General features: G+C 69.2%; 20 protein-coding genes. 8 read left to right on the forward strand and 12 right to left on the reverse strand.

Annotated features, from left to right (window positions below; all coding sequences use genetic code 11):
* Positions 1-2 precede the first annotated feature (2 nt).
* The 3 genes from cpaB to GGQ87_RS03530 form a co-directional block, all read right to left on the reverse strand.
* The gene (gene cpaB, locus GGQ87_RS03520; RefSeq protein WP_168045315.1) at positions 3-923 is read right to left on the reverse strand and encodes a Flp pilus assembly protein CpaB; all 921 of its coding nucleotides are present in this window, start codon (positions 921-923) and stop codon (positions 3-5) included.
* 111 nt (positions 924-1,034) lie between these two features.
* Positions 1,035-1,547, reverse strand: coding sequence for an A24 family peptidase (locus GGQ87_RS03525; RefSeq protein ID WP_168045316.1), 513 nt, complete (start codon positions 1,545-1,547; stop codon positions 1,035-1,037).
* Positions 1,548-1,656: 109 nt separating this feature from the next.
* Positions 1,657-1,827 (reverse strand): Flp family type IVb pilin, encoded by a 171-nt coding sequence (locus GGQ87_RS03530; protein WP_168047289.1) that lies wholly within the window; start codon positions 1,825-1,827, stop codon positions 1,657-1,659.
* A 302-nt stretch (positions 1,828-2,129) separates the two neighbouring features.
* Between GGQ87_RS03530 and GGQ87_RS03535 the strand changes: the two genes are divergently transcribed.
* Genes GGQ87_RS03535 through GGQ87_RS03545 form a run of 3 tightly spaced genes read left to right on the forward strand, consistent with a single transcriptional unit; the run spans position 2,130 to position 3,651 of the window.
* Positions 2,130-2,552, forward strand: a complete 423-nt coding sequence (locus GGQ87_RS03535; protein ID WP_168045317.1) for a pilus assembly protein N-terminal domain-containing protein — start codon at positions 2,130-2,132, stop codon at positions 2,550-2,552.
* 50 nt (positions 2,553-2,602) lie between these two features.
* Positions 2,603-3,109 (forward strand): TadE/TadG family type IV pilus assembly protein, encoded by a 507-nt coding sequence (locus tag GGQ87_RS03540; RefSeq protein WP_168045318.1) that lies wholly within the window; start codon positions 2,603-2,605, stop codon positions 3,107-3,109.
* Entirely contained in the window at positions 3,106-3,651 is a 546-nt protein-coding gene (locus tag GGQ87_RS03545) for a TadE/TadG family type IV pilus assembly protein (RefSeq protein ID WP_168045319.1), read from the forward strand. Before GGQ87_RS03540 ends, GGQ87_RS03545 begins: the two co-directional genes overlap by 4 nt.
* Here GGQ87_RS03545 and GGQ87_RS03550 read toward each other — a convergent pair.
* The 4 genes from GGQ87_RS03550 to GGQ87_RS03565 are packed head-to-tail and all read right to left on the reverse strand — an operon-like array spanning position 3,648 to position 6,518.
* On the reverse strand, positions 3,648-4,949 hold the full coding sequence (locus GGQ87_RS03550) for an anthranilate synthase component I family protein (protein WP_168045320.1): 1,302 nt from the start codon (positions 4,947-4,949) through the stop codon (positions 3,648-3,650). The two genes, GGQ87_RS03545 and GGQ87_RS03550, sit on opposite strands and share 4 nt — an antisense overlap.
* Before the next feature lie 42 nt (positions 4,950-4,991).
* The gene (locus GGQ87_RS03555; RefSeq protein ID WP_168045321.1) at positions 4,992-5,294 is read right to left on the reverse strand and encodes a transcriptional regulator; all 303 of its coding nucleotides are present in this window, start codon (positions 5,292-5,294) and stop codon (positions 4,992-4,994) included.
* Between the two features lie 2 nt (positions 5,295-5,296).
* Positions 5,297-5,923 (reverse strand): hypothetical protein, encoded by a 627-nt coding sequence (locus GGQ87_RS03560; RefSeq protein WP_168045322.1) that lies wholly within the window; start codon positions 5,921-5,923, stop codon positions 5,297-5,299.
* A 13-nt stretch (positions 5,924-5,936) separates the two neighbouring features.
* Positions 5,937-6,518, reverse strand: coding sequence for a hypothetical protein (locus GGQ87_RS03565; protein ID WP_168045323.1), 582 nt, complete (start codon positions 6,516-6,518; stop codon positions 5,937-5,939).
* 469 nt (positions 6,519-6,987) lie between these two features.
* Between GGQ87_RS03565 and GGQ87_RS03570 the strand changes: the two genes are divergently transcribed.
* Together GGQ87_RS03570 and GGQ87_RS15250 are read left to right on the forward strand one after the other, a co-directional pair.
* Positions 6,988-7,533: a GrpB family protein gene (locus GGQ87_RS03570; RefSeq protein ID WP_168045324.1), complete on the forward strand. Its 546-nt coding sequence runs from the start codon at positions 6,988-6,990 to the stop codon at positions 7,531-7,533.
* Between the two features lie 24 nt (positions 7,534-7,557).
* A complete protein-coding gene (locus GGQ87_RS15250; protein ID WP_209282388.1) occupies positions 7,558-8,364 on the forward strand; it encodes a hypothetical protein in 807 nt (268 codons plus the stop codon).
* Positions 8,365-8,379: 15 nt separating this feature from the next.
* On the opposite strand, the gene GGQ87_RS03580 is transcribed toward GGQ87_RS15250, so the two are convergent.
* Positions 8,380-8,949 carry a hypothetical protein gene (locus GGQ87_RS03580; RefSeq protein WP_168045325.1) on the reverse strand — a complete coding sequence of 190 codons (570 nt, stop codon included), beginning with the start codon at positions 8,947-8,949 and terminating at the stop codon, positions 8,380-8,382.
* A 747-nt stretch (positions 8,950-9,696) separates the two neighbouring features.
* Entirely contained in the window at positions 9,697-12,285 is a 2,589-nt protein-coding gene (gene clpB, locus GGQ87_RS03585; protein ID WP_168045326.1) for an ATP-dependent chaperone ClpB, read from the reverse strand.
* Positions 12,286-12,499: 214 nt separating this feature from the next.
* Between clpB and GGQ87_RS03590 the strand changes: the two genes are divergently transcribed.
* From GGQ87_RS03590 to GGQ87_RS03600, 3 genes are all read left to right on the forward strand, one after another.
* Entirely contained in the window at positions 12,500-13,003 is a 504-nt protein-coding gene (locus GGQ87_RS03590; RefSeq protein WP_168045327.1) for a BA14K family protein, read from the forward strand.
* A gap of 85 nt (positions 13,004-13,088) precedes the next feature.
* A complete protein-coding gene (locus GGQ87_RS03595) occupies positions 13,089-14,732 on the forward strand; it encodes a serine hydrolase (RefSeq protein ID WP_168045328.1) in 1,644 nt (547 codons plus the stop codon).
* 4 nt (positions 14,733-14,736) lie between these two features.
* On the forward strand, positions 14,737-15,567 hold the full coding sequence (locus GGQ87_RS03600; RefSeq protein ID WP_168045329.1) for a tetratricopeptide repeat protein: 831 nt from the start codon (positions 14,737-14,739) through the stop codon (positions 15,565-15,567).
* A 10-nt stretch (positions 15,568-15,577) separates the two neighbouring features.
* Here GGQ87_RS03600 and GGQ87_RS03605 read toward each other — a convergent pair whose 3' ends face one another.
* From GGQ87_RS03605 to GGQ87_RS03615, 3 genes are all read right to left on the reverse strand, one after another.
* On the reverse strand, positions 15,578-16,651 hold the full coding sequence (locus tag GGQ87_RS03605; protein WP_342448291.1) for an HlyD family secretion protein: 1,074 nt from the start codon (positions 16,649-16,651) through the stop codon (positions 15,578-15,580).
* An 89-nt stretch (positions 16,652-16,740) separates the two neighbouring features.
* Complete coding sequence (locus GGQ87_RS03610) at positions 16,741-18,435, reverse strand: MFS transporter (RefSeq protein ID WP_342448292.1); 1,695 nt, start codon at positions 18,433-18,435, stop codon at positions 16,741-16,743.
* Positions 18,436-18,504: 69 nt separating this feature from the next.
* Positions 18,505-18,906 carry an SPFH domain-containing protein gene (locus GGQ87_RS03615; RefSeq protein WP_168045331.1) on the reverse strand — a complete coding sequence of 134 codons (402 nt, stop codon included), beginning with the start codon at positions 18,904-18,906 and terminating at the stop codon, positions 18,505-18,507.
* Between the last annotated feature and the right edge of the window lie 74 nt (positions 18,907-18,980).

Consider the following 18,980-nt stretch of genomic DNA (forward strand, 5'->3'; position numbering starts at 1 on the left):
CTTCATTGGACCACCACGACTTCAGGAGCGCCCCCGCGATAGACGCGGACAGCGGAGGATTGACGCGGTCCGGCGGCCACGCGGCCCGAGGGGCCGCCGGTGTCCGCATAGGAACGCAGGATCAGGCTGAGTTCGCCTTCGGACTTGGCGAGGGCGAGGGCCTCGGCGTCGCGCGGGCCGACCTCGAGAGTGGCGGTCGCGCCGATCACCGTCTGTTCGTCGTCGCCGGCGCGGGTCGACTGGTCGATGGCCAGAACCTTGATGTTCTGCATCACCGTCGCCGAGGTGAATTTCGACCGGTCAGCGTCGGAGGCGCCGATGTTGCCGAGGTTGGTCTCGCGGGTCAGCACCACGTCGACGCGGTCGCCGGGGAGGATGAAGCCGCCGGCGGCGGTCTCGACCGTCACCCGGATGGCCATCGCACGCATGCCGGGCTCGAGATAGGCGGCCATGTAGCCGCTGTCGCCGGCGCGAACGATCTTGCGCATGACGATGGGTTCACCGGCCAGGATCGGCTCTCGCACGACCGAGCCGACATAGTCGGCCTTTGCTCCGCCCGTGGCGAGGTTGTTGGCCGCGCGCGTCACCGCGGCGACAGCGCCGGCGGGCTTGGCGTCAGCCTTCTCGGGAGCGGCGGCGTCGGCGGCGCCGGGAACCGGCACCGAGCCGTCGGTGATGAAGGCCGGGTTGACCTCGTCGACGGGCCAGTCCTTCCATTCCATGTCGGATTCGTCCAGGCGCCGGCCGGCCTGCAGGTCCTTGGCGGCGACGAGCACCTTGGCCATGGGCCGGGTCTCGATGGGCGCGGCGGTGGCGACGGCGGTCGGCTCTTTCGACGGCGATCCCATGGCGCGCACGACGAGCGCCAGCCCGATGGCGGCGACGGCGGCGACGCAGATCACGATGATACGGGCAGGCTTCATCGACTGTCTCCGGCAGGCCCGGCCGGACCCCTGAATTGGTCCTTCTGCCCCCTACCGTTAACGAACATGCCGGGCGCGGGTTAACGTTGGCCTAAGTCCGGGCCACGGGCCTCAGCCGACCAGGAAGGCATCCATCAACGGCGAGGCCGGATAGGCGACCAGCACGCCGGCGGCGATGGCGACGCCGTAGGGGATGTGGCCCTTCGGCTCCATCAGCCGCGCCACCCAGCCGTCTCCGGCTGCGACGTATGGTTGAAGCCATGCGCGGGCGAAGAGCAGCATCAGACAGAACACGCCGCCGATCACCGCCGTCCAGAGCACGAACATGCCCGCACCGGTGACGCCGAGCCAGAGACTGGCGGCCGCCATCAGCTTGACGTCGCCGCCACCGAGGAAGTTGAGAGCGAACAGGCCCATGCCGATCAGCAGCGCCGCGGCGGCCACGCCCAGATGCACCGCATAGTCCATCGGCGAGAGGTGAAGCAGCAGAGCTGTCGGGAAGAAGCCGAGGATCAGGAGGCCGGAGATCCAGTTCGGGATCTTCATCGACGTCAGATCCTTCAGCCCGGCGACGATGGCCAGGGCCGGCAGGATGGCGAGAAAGGGCAGTTGCAGCGCGTCCATCCGCCCATCCTGCCCGCGGACCTTTAAGGTCGCGTTGCCGACGCGCGCAAAAGGAAAGGGCCGGAGCGTTTCCGCTCCGGCCCTCGCCGTTTCAAGACGCTGACGACGCTTAGGTGGCGCCGATGGCGGTGGCGACTTTGCCGAACTGGGTCGAGATGTTGGTGCCCAGGGCGGTGACGGCCGCGATGATCACGACGGCGATGAGGGCGGCGATCAGACCATATTCGATGGCCGTGGCGCCCGACTCATCGGACATGAACTTCGAAATGAACTTCTTCATGGTCATGGTTCCCTTTGGAAAGAGGAAGCGAGCTACTACTAATGCGGGGGGGAGCCGGTAGCCCGCTTGACCCCCAAAACGCATAGTGGTTATCGCCCATATCGGTTAAGGGCTGGTCGCCGGGCGTGGTTACCGGAAGATTTACTGTAAAAATCTTCTCCCGGACCGCAAAACGGCCAAGTTTTCAGGCGCGAAACCAGCAGCCAGCGGTACTGCGACGCCATTTTCAGTCTTTGTTGAGGTTTCAGGGTCAGGTTCGCCTTCACGCTCCCGCGCGCGCTCGCTCTATGGACATCGACGCCATGACCCGCACTTACCGACTTCTCCTCGCCATCGGCGCGGCCGCCCTCGTGGCCGGTCCCGGTCTGGCGATCGCCCAGTCCGGACGCATCAGCGTCGAGATCGATCAGGCCCAGCGCGTTCAGCTGAGCGGCCCGGCCGGCTCCGTCATCGTCGGCAACCCCGAGATCGCGGATGTGACCGTGGTCGACGCGAACACGCTCTACATCACGGGCAAGGGCTACGGCATCACCGAGGTGGTGGCTGTTGATCCGATCGGCCGCACCGTCTTCCAGAGCCAGGTGGTGGTGACCGCGGGCGATGGCGCCGGGCGTGTCCGCGTGTGGCGCGGAGGCCAGTCGACCGAGATGGCCTGCGCCGCATCCTGCTCGCCGTCGGTGCGGGGCAGCAACGGCTCCGCCCCCGCGCCCGCCGCCGCGCAATAGGCACCGCTGTGACCGCGCGTCGCCGTTCCGGGACGTTCGCAGGCCGCTTTGTGCGGCGTCTTCTGCGCGACCGTGACGGCACTGCTGCGGTCGAGTTCGGTCTGCTGGTTCTGCCGTTCTGCGTGATGGTCTTCGCCATCCTGGAGGTGGCGCTGATCTTTACGCTCGACTCCGTGCTGGAGAACGCTGCGATCTCGACCGGGCGGCTGGTCCGCACGGGACAGGCGAGCGCGCAGGGCATGACGGCCGCCCGGTTCAAGACGAGCCTGTGCAGCCGGATGAGCATTTTCGCAGGCAGCTGCGAGGCCAACGCCACGATCGACGTGCGGGTCATTCCGCAGTTCGCTACGACGCCGCCCGATCCGCTCGCCGGCGAGGGCTTCGATCCGAGCGGCCTGACCTACGCCAACGGCAATCCGGGCGACCTGATCCTGGTGCGCGTCTGGTACAAGCATCCGCTGCTGACCAGCTTCCTGTCGCAGGCGCTGTCCAGCGTCGGGCCGCGCACGGCGATGCTGACCGCCACCACCGCCTTCCGGAACGAGCCCGCGGGATGAAGAAGCGCAGTCTGATCCGACGCCTGACGGGAGACGAACGCGGCGTCTCGGCGATCGAGTTCGCCATGCTCGCGCCCGTGCTGATCGCCTTCTACATGGGCATGACGGAGTTCTGTCAGGGCTTCATGGCGCAGAAGCGGATGGGCCACGTCTCTGCGATGGTCGCCGATCTGGTGTCGCAGGAAGAGACGGTGACCCCGGCGATGCTCGACGACATCTTCGACATCGGCGGCCTGATCATGAAGCCGTTCCCGACCACGACGCTGAAGCAGCGGGTGTCCAGCGTGACGCGCACCTCGGGCGTGGCCAAGGTCGACTGGAGCCGCGGCGACGGAATGACGGCGCGCGGAAAGAACTCGGTGGTCACCCTGCCCGCCAGCCTGATCGGCGACGGAGAGAGCGTGATCGTGGCCGAGGTGACGTACGACTATGACTCGGCGGCGGACTATCTGATGCCGGGGCTGACGCGGTTCTCGCACACCTATTATCTGCGGCCGCGGACCGTCGACAAGACGCTCTGCCCGAACTGCCCCGTCACCTAGGCAGCGCCGGTCAGGGCCTCGCGCAGGGCGAGGATCTTGGCTTCGGTTTCGGCCAGCTCTGAGGCGGGATCGCTGTCGGCGACGATGCCGGCGCCGGCGAGAGCCCGGAAGCGCCAGCGCCCTTCTGACAACTCGAACGAGGCCGTGCGGATCAGCACCGAGGCGGTCAGGGCGCCGTCGTCTCCGATATGGAACAGGCTGCCGCACCACGGGCCGCGCGGCGGTTCGTGGGCGGCGATGACCTTAATGGCCTGATGCTTGGGCGCGCCGGTGATCGAGCCGGGCGGGAAGGTCGCGGCCAGCAGGTCGGCGACGCCGGTGTCGGGGCGGGCGGTTGCGGTCACGGTCGAGACGAGGTGGTGGACCGTGGGGTGGCTCTCGATCTCGAACAGGCGATCGGCGGCGACTGTGCCGGGGGCGGCGACGCGGGACAGGTCGTTGCGCATCAGGTCGACGATCATGAGGTTCTCGGCCCGGTCCTTGGCGCTGGACCGGAGGTCGGCGGCGAGGGCGGCGTCGCGGGCGGGATCCGCGTGGCGCGGGCGGGTGCCCTTGATCGGGCGGGTCTCGATGCGGCGGCTGGCGGGGTCGAAGGTCAGGAACAGCTCGGGCGAGTTGGAGACCAGCGCCCGGTCCCCCAGCCGCCAGAAGGCGCCGTAGGCGGCGGCGCGGTCGGCGAGGCGGAGCATGACGTCGAAGGGATCGGCGCCGGCCCGCAGTTCGCCGGACCAGGCGCGGGCGATGTTGGCCTGGAACAGCTCGCCGGAGGCGATGCGGGCGATTACGTCGGCGACGGCGGCGAGATAGGCTTCCGGCAGGGCCTCGGGCGGCATGGCGAGGGCGGGCGGCGGGGGCGCAGCGGCTTCGACGGCTTCGGCCAACCAGGCTTCGGCGCGGTCGGCGGCTGCGCGGGCGGAGGCGGCGTCAGAGCCCCGGCCGGTGACGGTCACGGTGCGGTCCCGGTGGTCGAAGGCCAGGATGGCGGGGTAGCGGGCCAGCATGAGGTCGGGCCAGACCTGTTCCCGGGGGCCGGTGGCGGGGCGGGCTCCGGCGTCATAGGCGTGCAGACCCACGACGCCGCGGGACAGGGCGGGATCGCGGAGCAGGTCGAGGCCGCCCTCCCCTCCGGTCCAGTCCGGCTCGGCGGCGACGAAGGACCGGCGCCCCAGCGGCCCGCCGTCGGAGAGCAGGGCCAGCGCGCCCTCCAGACCCCGGAGGCCGGCGGCGACGGACAGCGGCTCGCGCCACGGAACGACGCGGGTCTCGGTCGCCAGGAAGGGCTGGATGCGGCCGCTCATGCCGCCTCTCTAGCCGACCCCGGCGACGCTTCCCACCGGGGCTCAGCCCTTTCCGACCAGCCCCTGCATGGCGTCGAGATAGGCAACGAAGGCGCGGCGGCCCTCGGGCGTCATCGAGGCCTCGGTCAGGGGCTTGCGGCCCTCGAACCGCTTGGTCACGGCGACGAAGCCGGCGTCCTCGAGCTTGCGCAGGTGGACCGACAGATTGCCGTCCGTGGTCTGCAGCCGGCTCTTCAGCGTGTTGAAGTCGGCGCTCTCGACCCCCGAGAGCACGGCCATGATGCCGAGGCGGACGCGGCCGTGGATGACCTCGTCGAGCCGGTTGATGTCGAACTCGTCGGCCACGCTCAGGCCCTCGCCGACCGCATCAGCAGCCAGCCCGGCAGGGCCATCAGCAGGAACAGGGCGGCGCCGTAGGCCAGATACTGTTCGGCCGAGCCGGTGAAGAGGGCGATCAGCGGGCCGGCGGCGAAGGAGGCCAGGGCGAGGCCCCACAGCGGGCGGGAGCGCTGCATGGCGGCGGTCACGGCCCAGCCGGCGCCGTAGAAGACCATGATCACCGACGGCATCAGGGCCAGGGCGACCATGGCCGCCTCGTCCCCCATCCGCCACGCCAGCACGGCCATGGAGGCGAACAGGGCGAAGATGCCCCAGCCGACTGAAGCCCAGGCCGTGCCCGAGGCGCGGTTGGCCGAGGTCTGCACCCCGCCGGCCCGCTTCAGCCGGTAGATGTTGAACGCCAGCAGGACGAAGAACAGCAGGGTGGCCCCGAGCCACAGGCCGTTGACCGCCTCCATGCCGAGCCCGGCGACGCCGCTGGCGATGGCCCAGTGGCCGACGCTGGCGAGGCCGTAGATGACGCCGGCGCCGAACAGGATGGCGGCGCCCTGCATCGGCGTCCGGCTGCCCTCCTCGGCGAGGCGGCGCATCCAGGCGATGTCGGCGGCGGGGTCTTCGGTTTCGGGCGTGGTCATGGTGTCAGTCCTCTCAGAGTCGGCGGCCAAGGGCCAGCCACAGGCCGGGCAAAAGAGCGACGAGCGCCAGGGTCGACGCCTGCAGCATATACTGATCGGCCGTGCCGATGCGGGTGGAGAGCAGGGCCGCGCCGCCGAGGGCCACGAGGCCGATCAGGGCCATGCCGGGGCGGCGGGCGCGGGCGAAGGCGGTCAGCCAGGCGAGGCCGTAGAGGCCGAGGGTGGCGACCGAGTTCCACAGCATCAGGCTCCAGTCGCCGGTCATGCCCGAGGCGGCGGCGAGGGCGAGGGCGGCGGCGATCATGCTGAACACGGCCATGCGCGACCAGCCGGCGACGCGGCGGGCGGCCTCTCCGCCGATGCGGCGCAGGCGGAACAGGCCGGTGAAGAAGATGGCGACGGCGAGCGGCCAGCTGAGGCCCAGGGTCGCCGGATGCAGGCCGGACGCGCCGCTGACGACGCTCCACTGGAACAGGTTGGCGGCGCCGAAGCAGACGCCGGCGAGCAGCAGCACGCGGCCGGCGCAGACGGCGACGGTCGGGCCGGAGGCGGCGCCGGTCAGGGTGGCGGGCGGGAACTGGGCGGTGGTGGTCATCGAACTCCCCTCGTGTTCGCGGACCATGCATCAAGTGCTTTGTGTTGTAAAGTGCGTGATGTGTGGGAGTGCCGGGATGAAGACGGCGGGGGCGATCCGGGCGGGTTTTACCCGGGTATAAACCGCGAAAATTGCGAAAACTGCGTCCGAAGGGTCCGAAGAGTGCGAAGCGTCCGAAGAGTCCGGAGAGTGCGCTGCGTCCGAAGAGTGCGGCTGGGGACGGCGGAGCCTGCTGCGGCGCGGCTGGGGCTGGATTGTCAAAGACCGGTGGCGAACGAAGGCCGGCAGTATACGGCCGCTGGTTTGTCAGGCGGACAAGTCGCGTCGAGAAAAGGCGATGTGTCTGGAAAGGCGGGAGGTTTTCCGCGCTATCCGACTATAGATGCGCGGATTGTAAGCACAGCGTCAGGGGCGGGATGGGGGGCGTACGGCGTCTTGACCCCGGCCGCCCCGCTCCGGATCATGGCCCATGCCCCGGCCCGTCGCCCTCGCCCTGTACACGCCGGAGTGGACCGACCGGGCCGCGGCGCTGATCGCGGAGCTGTGGGCGGCGGCGCCGGGGGGCTTCGTCGCCGTGCACCACATCGGTTCGACCGCCGTGCCGGGACTGGCCGCCAAGCCAGTGGTCGACCTGCTGGGCGAGGCTGACAGTCTGGCAGGGATCGAGGCGGCGCGGGCGGCGCTGGAGGGGCTGGGCTGGCGCTGGCGCGGCGAGAACGGCGTGGCCGGGCGGCGGTATTTGACCCGCGACGATCCGGCGACGGGCGAGCGGACGGCTCATCTGCACGTCCATGCGGCGGGGGACCGGATGATCGCCTGGCATCTGGCCTTCCGCGACCGGCTGCGGGCCGAGCCGGAGACGGCCGCGGCCTATGCGCGCGAGAAGGCGCGCTGCGCGGCCCTGCATCCGGGGGACAGCGGGGCCTATGCGGCGTGCAAGAAGGCGTGGACGGATGGGGTGGCGGCGGAGGCGGTGCGGGGGGCGAGTGCAAGATCGTGCCATTCGAGGCGGTGAAGATGACGCCGCTGCTGGGGGTGAATGATGGAAATTAGTCGGGAGCGCCGCGAGCGTTGGGAGCGGCTGACAAAGAACGACCCGTTCAACCTGTGGCTCCGGCCGCAGGTCACCGGCCCCGACGGCGCCCTTGATCTGGACGCGCTTCATGCTGTCGCGCTCCGCTACGGAATTGATCGCCGCCAGCAATACGCGCACCTGAATCCCGGTCAGGTTCGGATGAACCTCGGCAACATGCTGAGAAAGGCCGTGCCGCCGGAGGAATACGGGGCCGAGCCCCGGAAGGCGCAGCCGCTCATCGTCGCCGCGCCCTCCGGCCCTGCCGAGCCGACGGCCGACGAGCCGCCGTTGGCCCGCGCATCGATCCGGGCGCTTCTGACCCTGCATGCGGAGGTGATGGAGGAACTGCGGCGGCGCGACGTTGTGCGCACCTCGAACAGCCCGGTCGGCGACTATGCCGAACTGCTGTTCTCGACCGCCTTTGGCTGGGCGCTGGAGAACTCGTCGGCGGCCGGGCATGACGCCACAGACAACGATGGGATCCGCTATCAGATCAAGAGCCGCCGCCTGACCCGTCACAACGGCTCACGGCAGCTGAGCTTCCTGCGCCGGTTGCCGGAGAAGAAGTTCGACTATCTCGCCGCCGTCCTGTTCGACAGCCGGTATCAGGTCCAGCGTGCGATCATCCTGCCGCACGACGGCCTCGAAGCACGCTGCCGCTACAGCAAGCATGCGAACGGATGGCTGTTGCGGCTGGAGGACAGCTGCTGGGACATGGCCGGCGCGCGGGACGTGACGGAAGAGATCAGGGGGATGGCGGAGAGCATCTGACCGCCAGAAAGGCCTTCAGGCCGCCATCAGCGGCAAGTCCTTCCACTCAGTGCTAGCGGGGCGGACATGCGAAGTGACCTGCGACAGAAGAGCCAACGACTCTGAAGGCCAGTCGCTGAGGTTCTCAACTACGGCTTCTCGAGGCCAATCGGGCTGTGCCCGCTGAACGTCTGAGAACTTGGTATGTGCAAACGCCACGGAAGCGGGCGCAGGACTTATGATCTCGAACAGCGCGATACGGCCATCACTCAGCTTCACCCCGAAATCAAAATCATACTGGCTGCTGCTTGCCCCGAGAACAGCCACCTTGGGTTGGACCATAGGGGAGGAGTAGGCCCGTTCGAGTTTATCCTTGACCACCTCAAGAAGCGCCCGTTCGCGGTGCCGCACTGAGCGCTCCAACATTTGCGTGGCCCATGCGCGTGATGCCTCCGCAACCAGCGCCATAGCGGCAACGAGATTCTGAGGGCCCACGTCGTCGGCAACGAATGCATCGCCTTCAAAACGAATGCCCGATTGCTCCGCAATTGCTTCAGCCCGTCGGCGGTCCCCAGGGCGCATGTGATGGACGCCTTCGTCCAGCACGGCCGTACGGCCTAGCCCATCATCCGAAACACGGAAACCGCCGCTACGATTGGGGGCCACCGAGAGGTTGATTACCTCTCCGCTCGGAAACAAGGTGGTCGTAGGCACACGGATGAGTCCGTCAGCAAACCAAGGCTGCTGGCTACCAGCAATCGCGTCTCTCAGGACTTCGTATTGGTCTGACACTAGAAAAGTTCCGGCCGATGAGGCGGGGGCGGAATGCTCCCTACAATATTGCATCTCTCCAAGAAGAACATCATCGCTGCGTCAAAATCGGTCAGAGCCGGTTCAACGCAAAGCCCATCGTACCTCTCGCGAGGTTGGCGTTGTCGTGGCCACCGCCTGTTCAGCTCCCAAGGATAGAAGCGGGTGACCTCAGCGGGCAGTCGATTACCGCGGAGACCGCGCGGAAGGCCGGTTCTCAGTGAGTTAACGTGCTCCGCCTTAGGCCTGAAGCTGAGTCGCTGAATTGGATCGCCAGCTGCAATGAGCACCAAGCTGGCGGATTGGCGCGGCGTTCGAACAGTGGCGTTGCCTCTCAGCTCGAGTCCGCTGACGGCGACTTCATTGAGCAGAAGCTGGACGACCAGGAGGGCTCGCCCGGCGGTCGTTGGATCTTCTCGCCAGCTTGGCTGTCCGCCAACCCGCTTAGTTGCGGCGAGGAGGTGATCGATTTCGTCGGGCGACAACATCCCGCAACATCACGCGGTTTTGGGAGTCGCGTAAGCCCCTAGATCGCCTCGACCCCTAATGCACCCGCGCCTTCCCGATCTCCAGACCGCCCGCCCCGGCTGACACGCCAATCACCGACCCGTCCTCGATCTCGCCCGCCAGAAGCTTCCGCGCGATCGGGTCGACCAATTCCTTCTGGATGACGCGCTTGAGCGGACGCGCCCCATACACCGGGTCGTAGCCCTTGTCGGCGAGCCAGCTGGCGGCGCTGTCGTCCAGGGCGAGGGTCAGGCGGCGGTCGGCCAGCAGCTTCTCGAAACGCGCCAGCTGGATGCGGACGATGCCGGCCATCTGGCCGCGGCCGAGGCGGCGGAAGAGGATGATCTCGTCGATGCGGTTGAGGAACTCGGGGCGGAAGTGGGCGCGGACCTGTTCCATGACGTAGGGGCGGACGGTCTCCACGTCGTCCCCCTCCGACTGGCCGGCGAGGGCCTCGGAGCCGAGGTTGCTGGTCATGATGATCAGGGTGTTCTTGAAGTCGATCACCCGGCCCTGACCGTCGGTCAAGCGGCCGTCGTCGAGCACCTGCAGCAGGACGTTGAAGACGTCGGGGTGGGCCTTTTCGACCTCGTCGAACAGGACGACCTGATACGGGCGGCGTCGGACGGCCTCGGTCAGGGCGCCGCCCTCGTCGTAGCCGACGTAGCCGGGAGGGGCGCCGATCAGGCGGGAGACGCTGTGCTTCTCCATGTATTCCGACATGTCCATGCGGGTGATGGCGGACTCGTCGTCAAAGAGAAACTCCGCCAACGCTTTGGTCAGCTCGGTCTTGCCGACGCCGGTGGGGCCGAGGAAGAGGAAGGAGCCGAGCGGGCGGTTGGGGTCGTTGAGGCCGGCGCGGGCGCGGCGGACGGCATCGGCGACGGCCGTCAGGGCCTCGTCCTGGCCGACGACGCGGCGGGCCAGGGCGTCCTCCATCTTGAGCAGCTTCTCGCGCTCGCCCTCCAGCATCTTGTCGACGGGGACGCCGGTCCAGCGGCTGACGACCTGGGCGATCTGTTCGGCGTCGACGACCTCGGGGGTCAGGGGGCCGGACTTGTCGGCCTCGTTGGCCTCGGCCTCGGCGAGCTGTTTCTCGATGCCGGGGATCTGGCCGTAGGCGATCTCGGAGGCGCGGCCGAGGTCGCCGGCGCGCTGGGCGGCGGCCAGTTCGGCGCGCAGGCGGTCAAGGGTTTCGCGCAGCTGGGCGCCGGCGCCGACCTTTTCCTTCTCGGCCTTCCAGCGGGCGGTCAGATCGTCGGACTGGCCCTCGAGGTCGGCGAGCTCGTCTTCCAGCTTGTCGAGGCGGGCGATGGAGGCCTTGTCGGTCTCCTTCTTGAGGGCCTCGCGCTCGATCTTGAGCTGGACCAGGCGGCGGTCGATCTCGTCGAGGGCCTCGGGCTTGGAATCGACGGCCATGCGCACGCGGCTGGCGGCCTCGTCGATCAGGTCGATGGCCTTGTCGGGCAGGAAGCGGTCGGTGATGTAGCGGTTCGACAGGGTCGCGGCGGCGACGATGGCGCCGTCGGCGATGCGCACGCCGTGATGGACCTCATACTTCTCCTTGAGGCCGCGCAGGATGGAGACCGTGTCCTCGACCGTCGGCTCCTCGACCATGACCGGCTGGAAGCGGCGGGCGAGGGCGGCGTCCTTTTCGACGTGCTTACGGTATTCGTCGAGCGTGGTGGCGCCGACGCAGTGCAGGTCGCCGCGCGCGAGGGCGGGCTTGAGCAGGTTGGAGGCGTCCATGGCGCCGTCGCCCTTCCCGGCGCCGACCAGGGTGTGCATCTCGTCGATGAAGAGGACGATCTGGCCCTCGGCGGCGGCCACCTCGTTGAGCACGGCCTTGAGCCGTTCCTCGAACTCGCCGCGGTATTTCGCGCCGGCGATCAGGGCGCCCATGTCGAGGGCCATGACCTTCTTGTCCTTGAGGCTCTCGGGCACGTCGCCGTTGACGATGCGCAGGGCGAGGCCCTCGACGATGGCGGTCTTGCCCACGCCGGGCTCGCCGATCAGGACGGGGTTGTTCTTGGTGCGGCGGGCGAGGACCTGGATGGTGCGGCGGATCTCCTCGTCGCGGCCGATGACCGGGTCGATCTTGCCGTCGCGGGCCGCCAGGGTCAGGTCGCGGGCGTAGCGTTTGAGGGCGTCGTAGGCGTCCTCGGCCGAGGCGGAGTCGGCGGTCTTGCCCTTGCGGACCTCGTTGATGGCGGCGTCGAGTTTCTCGGGCGTGGCGCCGACGGAGGCGAGCACGGTGGCGGCGACGCCACCCTCGCGGGCGATGGCGCTGAGCAGGCGTTCGGTGGTGACGAAGGCGTCGCCGGCCTTCTTCGAGGCGGCTTCGGCGGCGGCGAAGACGCGGGCGGTGTCGCCGTCCAGATAGAGCTGGCCCGAGCCGCCCGAGACCTGGGCGCGCTTGCCCAGCGCGGTCTCGAGGGCCGTTTCAGCCTTGGCCGGGTCGCCGCCGGCGGCGGTGATCAGGCTGCGGGCGAGGCCGTCGCGCTCCTCGAGCAGCACCTTGAGCAGGTGTTCGGGGGCGAACTGCTGATGCCGGCGGGCGAGGGCCAGCGACTGGGCGGACTGGACGGCCTGTTTGGCGCGGTCGGAGTAGAGATCGAGATTCACGTGTCATCCCCTGATGGCGGATTCCGCCGTCGCGCCCTCTGATGCAAGCAACGCGCCGTGCGGCTGTGGATCAGGTGGGTGTGGCGGCTGGGCCACACAAGTCCCGGCGGCGGCGGAAAGTGACGGGCGCGCGAACGGCGTGCGGCGACGCTGGAACCGGGGCGGAGCCGCCCGGTTGGGAGCCGTCGGGGTTTGCACCTCAGGGAAGAAACCGATGAAAAGACCGATCCTTGTCACCACGGCGGTGTTCGCCGCCCTCGCCCTGCCCGCGGCCGCCCAGGTCGCGGGCGGACAGCCCCAGCAGGCGCCTGCGACGGCTCCGCAGGGCACCGACCGTACCCCGCCCGCCGACACTGAGAACCGCAGCGCGGCGCCGGGCCCGGCCGCGCCCCGCAACCAGGGCACGCCCTATCACATGCCGGCCTCGGGCGGCCCGGAGAACCCCTCGGGCGGAGCGGCGGCCATGGCCCAGCCGGGCGGCGCCTCCAGCTCCGCGCGGAGCGGCGGTTCGGCCGGCGCGATGGCCGGCCGGAGCATGGACTACGGCATGTGGGAGAGCAGCTGGGGCGCCCGGCCGCCCGCGCCGCCGAGCGGCTTCGCCAACCCGTCCGACTGGCACCGCCACGTCCGCGCCTGCCAGCAGCGCTACAAGACCTACAATCCGTCGACGGACATGTATGTGCCGCGGGTCGGCAGCACGGCGCGCTGCTCGCGCTGAGCCGGTGAGCCGGGACCGGCGGGCTCTGGCGCCCCGGCGGTCCCGGCGCTAGCGTCGCTTCCGACCAGTTCGGGAGCGTCATCTCATGTCCATCCGCCTCACGCGCCGCGCGGCGCTGATTTCGTCCGCCGCGGCCGGCGTCGCCCTGCCCTCGCTGTCGCACGCCCAGACCGGCCCCGCGCCGTCCGGCGAGGCGCTGGCGCAGGCGGTCGACGCCTATGTGAAGGCCTGTATGGCCGCCTTCCCGGAACAGCCGGCGCTGTCGATCGCGGTGGTCAAGGACGGGGCGCCGGTGCTGGCCCGCGGCTATGGCGTCAAGCGGCTGGGACAGGCGGCGCCGGCGGACGAGCACACCCTGTTCGCCATCGCCTCGAACACCAAGAACGTCACCTCGGCGGCGCTCGCCATGATGGTCGACGAGGGCAAGGTGAAGTGGGACGAGCCGGTGCGGACCTATCTACCGGGCTTCACCCTGTCCGACCCGGTGATCGGCGAGCGGATCACGGTGCGCGACACGATCAGCCACCGCGCCGGTTTCGGCCTGGGCGCCGGCGACCTGCTGTTCTGGCCCAACAGCGACCGGAGCCGGGCGGAGGTTCTGGCGGCAGTCCCGTTCGTGCCGATCGAGGACCAGTTCCGCGGGCAGTATCACTACAACAACCTGATGTTCGTGGTCGCCGGGGCGGTGCTGGAGGCGGTGTCGGGCATGCCGTGGGAGCGGTTCATCCAGACCCGCATCCTTGACCGCGTCGGCATGAACGAGACCGTGCCGCTGACCACAATGGCGGACCCCGCGAAGTCGGCCCTGCCCCACGCCCGCGTCGGGCCGCCGCTGCGGTATCAGGGCGATATGGTGCAGATCGCGGACTCGATCGCCGAGGTCTGGAACTGGAACAGCGCGGCGGCGGCCGGGGGCATCTGCACCACCGCCACCGACTGGGCGAAGTGGATCGGCGTGCGGCTGGCCATGGGACAGTTGCCGGATGGATCCCGGCTGTTCTCGGAGGCGACCGCGCGCGAGATGTGGAAGCCGAACGTCATCATCAGCGCCTCCGAAGGGCCGACGGCGGAGCTGCCGGGGCGCGCCATCGCATCGACCTACGCCATGGGCTTCCAGGTGCAGGACTATCGCGGCGAGCGGATGATCACCCACGGGGGCGGGTCGCCCGGCGGGATCTCCGCGACCGTGCTGATCCCGGGACGGAACGCCGGCTTCTCGATCTTCTCCAACGCCGAGGAGAGTTTCCTTCTGCGCGCCCTTCGGTCGGGCATCTCCGACATCGTCATGGGCAAGGCGGGATACGACTGGATCGCCGACAGCGTGCGACTGCGGGACCAGGGCGACGCGGCCTCCATCGCGGCGGCGGCTGAAATCGACGCGAAGCAGGCGGCGGGCGCGGCGCCGTCAATGCCGCTGGAGGCCTACGCCGGACGTTGGCGGGACCCGTGGTACGGCGACATCGTCGTCGAGGCGCGGACGACCGGCCGGGGACGGGCGCGCAAGACCGGCCTGTGGCTGGAGTTCACCCACACGCCAGCGCTGAAGGGGCCGCTGGAGCCCTATGACGGCGAGACGATGCGGACGCGATTCCCGGACAAGCGGGAGGAGGACACGTTCATCACCTTCAGGATCGAGAACGGCGCGCCGGTGTCGGCGACGATGAAGGCGGTCTCTCCAGATGCCGACTTCAGCTACGACTACCAAGACCTCCGTCTGACCAGGGTTTGAGCCGATGATCGCCCTCGCCTTCGCCCTCGCCCTGATTTCGCAGGACATTCCCGATGTCTGCCGGGCGCCCGAGGGCGAGGCGCCTGACTGGGCCGCCTGCGCGCAGGCCCTGCCGGACGGCTCGCCGCAGCAGACGTTCGCGCGGCTGAATCAGGCGACCGAAGCCTATCTGGACCGCGACTATGGAGACGCCGGGCGGGTGTTCGATCGGGCGGGAGATTTCGGGCCGTTCGAGTCGGACGCGCTCTACGTCTTCCGGGCCGATACGCGGCAGCATCTGGGACGCGACAAGGAGGCGACGGCGGATGCCGAAGCGGCCTGGCGCATCATGCAGATCGGTCAGGCGCTGGAGCCGTCGCCGGACGAGCAGGCCGCGCTGGAGGCCCAGCGCCTGTTCCTGCTGAGCCTCGTCCTGCCGATCCTGAAGGAGGGACGGTCTTCGGCCTTCGAGCCCGCGTTCGCCGCCTATCGCGCCATTCCGGTCAAGGATGTCGAGGGATACGCCACACAGGCGCTGGTGCTCGAACAGCTCGGCGATCTGGACGGGGCTCTGGCCGCCAGTCTGCTGGTTGTGAAGGCCGAACCGGCCAACGCGGGTTATCTGAACAATCACTGCTACATTCTGGTGCGGGCCGGGCGTCCCGCCGAGGGCCTGCCGTTCTGCGAGAAGGCGGTTCAGTCGGAGCCGGAGCTGGCGCCGCTGCGCCACAGCCTCGCCTCGGCGCTCGCGGGCGCCGGCCGTTGCACGGAGGCCGAAACGGCGCTGGCCGAAGCCCGTCGGCTGGAGCCCGCGACCGTCCTGTACCAGCAGTCGATCGCCTGCCGTGCCCGCTAGCCGCTAGCCGCTAGCGGGTGTCGACCCGCGCCACCACGGACAGCCCGGGACGCAGCCGGTCCAGCCCTGCCTGCCCCGGATCGAGGGCGATGCGCACCGGCACCCGCTGGGCCACCTTGGTGAAATTGCCCGTGGCGTTGTCGGGGCGGATGACGCTGAACTCGGACCCGGTGGCGGGGGCGATCTGCTCCACCTTGCCCGTCAGCACCTGTCCACCGAGGGCGTCCACCGAGAGCTCGGCCGGCTGGCCGACGCGGATGTCCCTGAGCTGGTTCTCCTTGTAGTTGGCGACCACCCAGATGCGGTCGGGCACCAGCGCCATCAGCTGGGAGCCGATCTGGACCTGCTGTCCCTGCCGCACGGTGACCTCTCCGAGCCGGCCGGCGCGCGGCGCCACGATACGGGTGTTGGCGAGGTCGATCTCGGCCAGATGAACCTGGGCGCGGGCGTTCTCGACCGCCGCTTCCAGAGCGCCGCGTCCGACGACGGCGGAGGTCACGCCCGTCTCGGCGATGCCTTCGGTCGCGCGGGCGGCGGCGAGCTGGGCCTGCGCCGCCTGAAGGGCCGTGCGGGTCACATCGACCTGGGCCTGCGCCACCCAGCCGCCCTCGAACAGCCGCTGCGTCCGGTCGAAGTCGGCCTGAGTCCTCGCCACGGCGGCGCGGGCGCCGGCGATGGAGGCCTGGGTCTGGGCCACGGATCCGCGGGCGGAGGTCTGGGACTGGGCGGAGTTGGCCAGTTGGGCCTGCGCCGCGTGCAGGGCGGCGCGGGCCTGCTCCAGTCGCTGGCGATAGATGCGGTCGTCGATGGTGGCCAACAGCTGACCCTGCGTGACGGTCTGATAGTCCTGCACCTCGACCGAGGTGACATAGCCGGTGACCTGCGGTGCGATGACGGTGATCTGCCCCCGGACGTAGGCATTGTCCGTGTGCTGGACGCCGCTGGTGAAGGGCGGCAACCGCCATGCCCAGAGGACCAGCAGGACGCCGATCAGGGCCGCAGCGACCAGCACGACCGTGAACAGCCGCTTCTTGCCCGGCGCGGCGGCGGGCGCCGGAGAGGCCGCTGGGGCTGGGGCGGGCACGGGAGCGGCCGGAGCGGGCGAGGATGAGGGTCCGGAAGCGGGCGCGGGTGTGTCGGTCATGCCTGATAAACGGCCCGTGAGGCGAAGGTTCAGTCGGCGGCGGCGGCGGCTTGGGCGGCGTTCGCCTGCGCGGGTCCGGAGGGCTCCGCGGGGGTGCGCATGAACCGGGGCCGCAGGTGGTGGAAGGTGACCCAGACACACCCGAGGACGGCGGCGCAGCCGATGAGCAGGAAGACGTCGTTATAGGCCAGCACATGCGCCTGCTGGGTCAGCTGCTGCTGCAGCAGGGTCAGCCCCTGTGTCTGGCGCAGGGCGGGGTCCTGAAGGACGGAGCCATAGGCGCCGGACAGCTGCTGCAGGCGCAGGACGACGTCGGGATCGCCGCGGGTGATCCCTTCTGACAGATGGCTGAGGTGATAGCGTTCGCGGATCTGCTCGATGCTGCCGATCAGGGCCGAGCCGGCGAGACCGGCGATGTTCTGGGTGACGCCGAAGACGACGATGAAGCTGACGAGATTCTGGGCCCCCTTCTGCAGCACCTGGGTGATGCCGATCATCATCGCCGGGCCGATGAAGAAGGCGGAGGCGAAGGCCAGCAGGGCCTGGCTGAGATAGAGCTGGTGCGGCCGGGTCAGGGTGGTCGCATGGGCGTCCATGAAAGCCCCGACGGCGATTACGCCCAGGGCGATGGCGATCGGCTTGTTCAGCTTGGCCATGTTGAGGGTGAAGGCGCTGGTCAGGGTCCCGGCGAGGGCGCCCACCAGGATCACCGCGAACAGGCCATGCATCTGGTCGACGCCGATGCCGAGCTGCTGCAGCAGGCCGACGGAGCCGACGCTCTGTTCCGAGAGGACGATGCGCACCAGCAGGATCGACAGGGCGAGGCGGATGACGTCGGCGCCCGCCAGCCATGTGAGATTGATCAGCGGCGTCTTGCGATTGTACTCGACCAGCAGGGCGGCGGTCAGAAGCACGATGGCGCCGACCAGGGCCATGCCGATCCACGGGGCCTCGGTCCACCACACGATCCGCCCAAACCCGAGCACCGCGCAGAGCAGGGCGATGCCCGGCGCGAACAGGACGAAGGTTACGAAGTCCAGGGGGTCGAACACCTTGAGCCGCTCTGACGGGGGCGTGCGCAGGGCGAACACGGCCGCCAGCGACAACAGGGACAGGCCCAGTTCGAAGACGTGGAAGCCGCGCCACTCGGACAACTCCACCAGATGGCCGGAGAACAGCCGCGTCGCCGGCAGGGCGAAACTGGCCGCGCCGATGCCGATGATCAGCCCCTTGAGCCGGTGCGCGGCGGGAAAGGCCTGGATCAGATACAGGATGCCCAGCGACGACATCGCCGCCGACGCCATGCCGGCGAAGGCGCGCACGATCAGGGTCGACTGGTAATCCTCGAAGAACAGGTTCCCCAGACCGATCAGGACGTAGGCGATGAGGAATATCTGGGCGAACAGCCGCAGCCCGTACTGCTGGCGGAATTTGATCAGCAGCAGGTTCATGCAGGCGTTGGTCATCACGAAGACGACCGGCAGCCAGGCCGCCTCGGTGGCCGAGACGCCGAGCGCGCCCGCCAGCTGCTGGGTGTTGGCGCTGACCATGGCCGAGCCGATGCTGCCGGTCGCCGTGACCAGCAGGCCGACGGCGGCGTAGGCCAGCCGGTAGCGGATCGGGTGGTCCGGCGTGGCCGGAGAGCCGGGCAGCATCGGCCGCTCGTGGGGCTTCAGCGTCTGGACGTATTCAGACCAGGGCAGGTGGAAATTGCGTCGGCTCACAGGCGGGCTCGTGTCGCGGCGGGCGCCTGTTCCAGCGTCCGCCGCGCGATGACGTTCCCCGCGCCGGCGCTATTGAGCCGGTCGGCGTCCCGCCTCGAGGATCGGCATGCCGGCTTCCGTCGGGATGTAGATGATCTCGCGGCCCTGTTTGCCGGCGGTCTCCTCCAGCATGTGGATATAGGCCCAGCGCAGGTAGTTGTCGGGGCCGCCGAGGCTTTGGGACATGATCCGGTTGGCCTCGTTGGTGCCGCGGGCGCGGGCGACCTCGGCCTGGGCGGTCAGCTGGGCGGAGTCCAGAGCCGCCTGCGCCTCGAGCACGCGGATGCGGCGGTCCTGAACGGCCTGCTCATAGGCCGCCTTGCCGGCCATCTGCTTGGAATAGACGTTGTAGGTCGGCAGGCCGACCAGCACGATCGCGCCGAGGATGGCGATGACGATGACCGAACCGATGGTGAGACTGAATCCGCGCATGGCGACCCCCTGAAGACTGGACGCGGGATGTCCGCGTCGGACCCAGACTCGCCGGGTCGCCCGCGGGGGTCAAG

Source organism: Brevundimonas alba (genome assembly GCF_011927945.1).
GTDB classification, from domain to species: Bacteria; Pseudomonadota; Alphaproteobacteria; order Caulobacterales; family Caulobacteraceae; genus Brevundimonas; species Brevundimonas alba.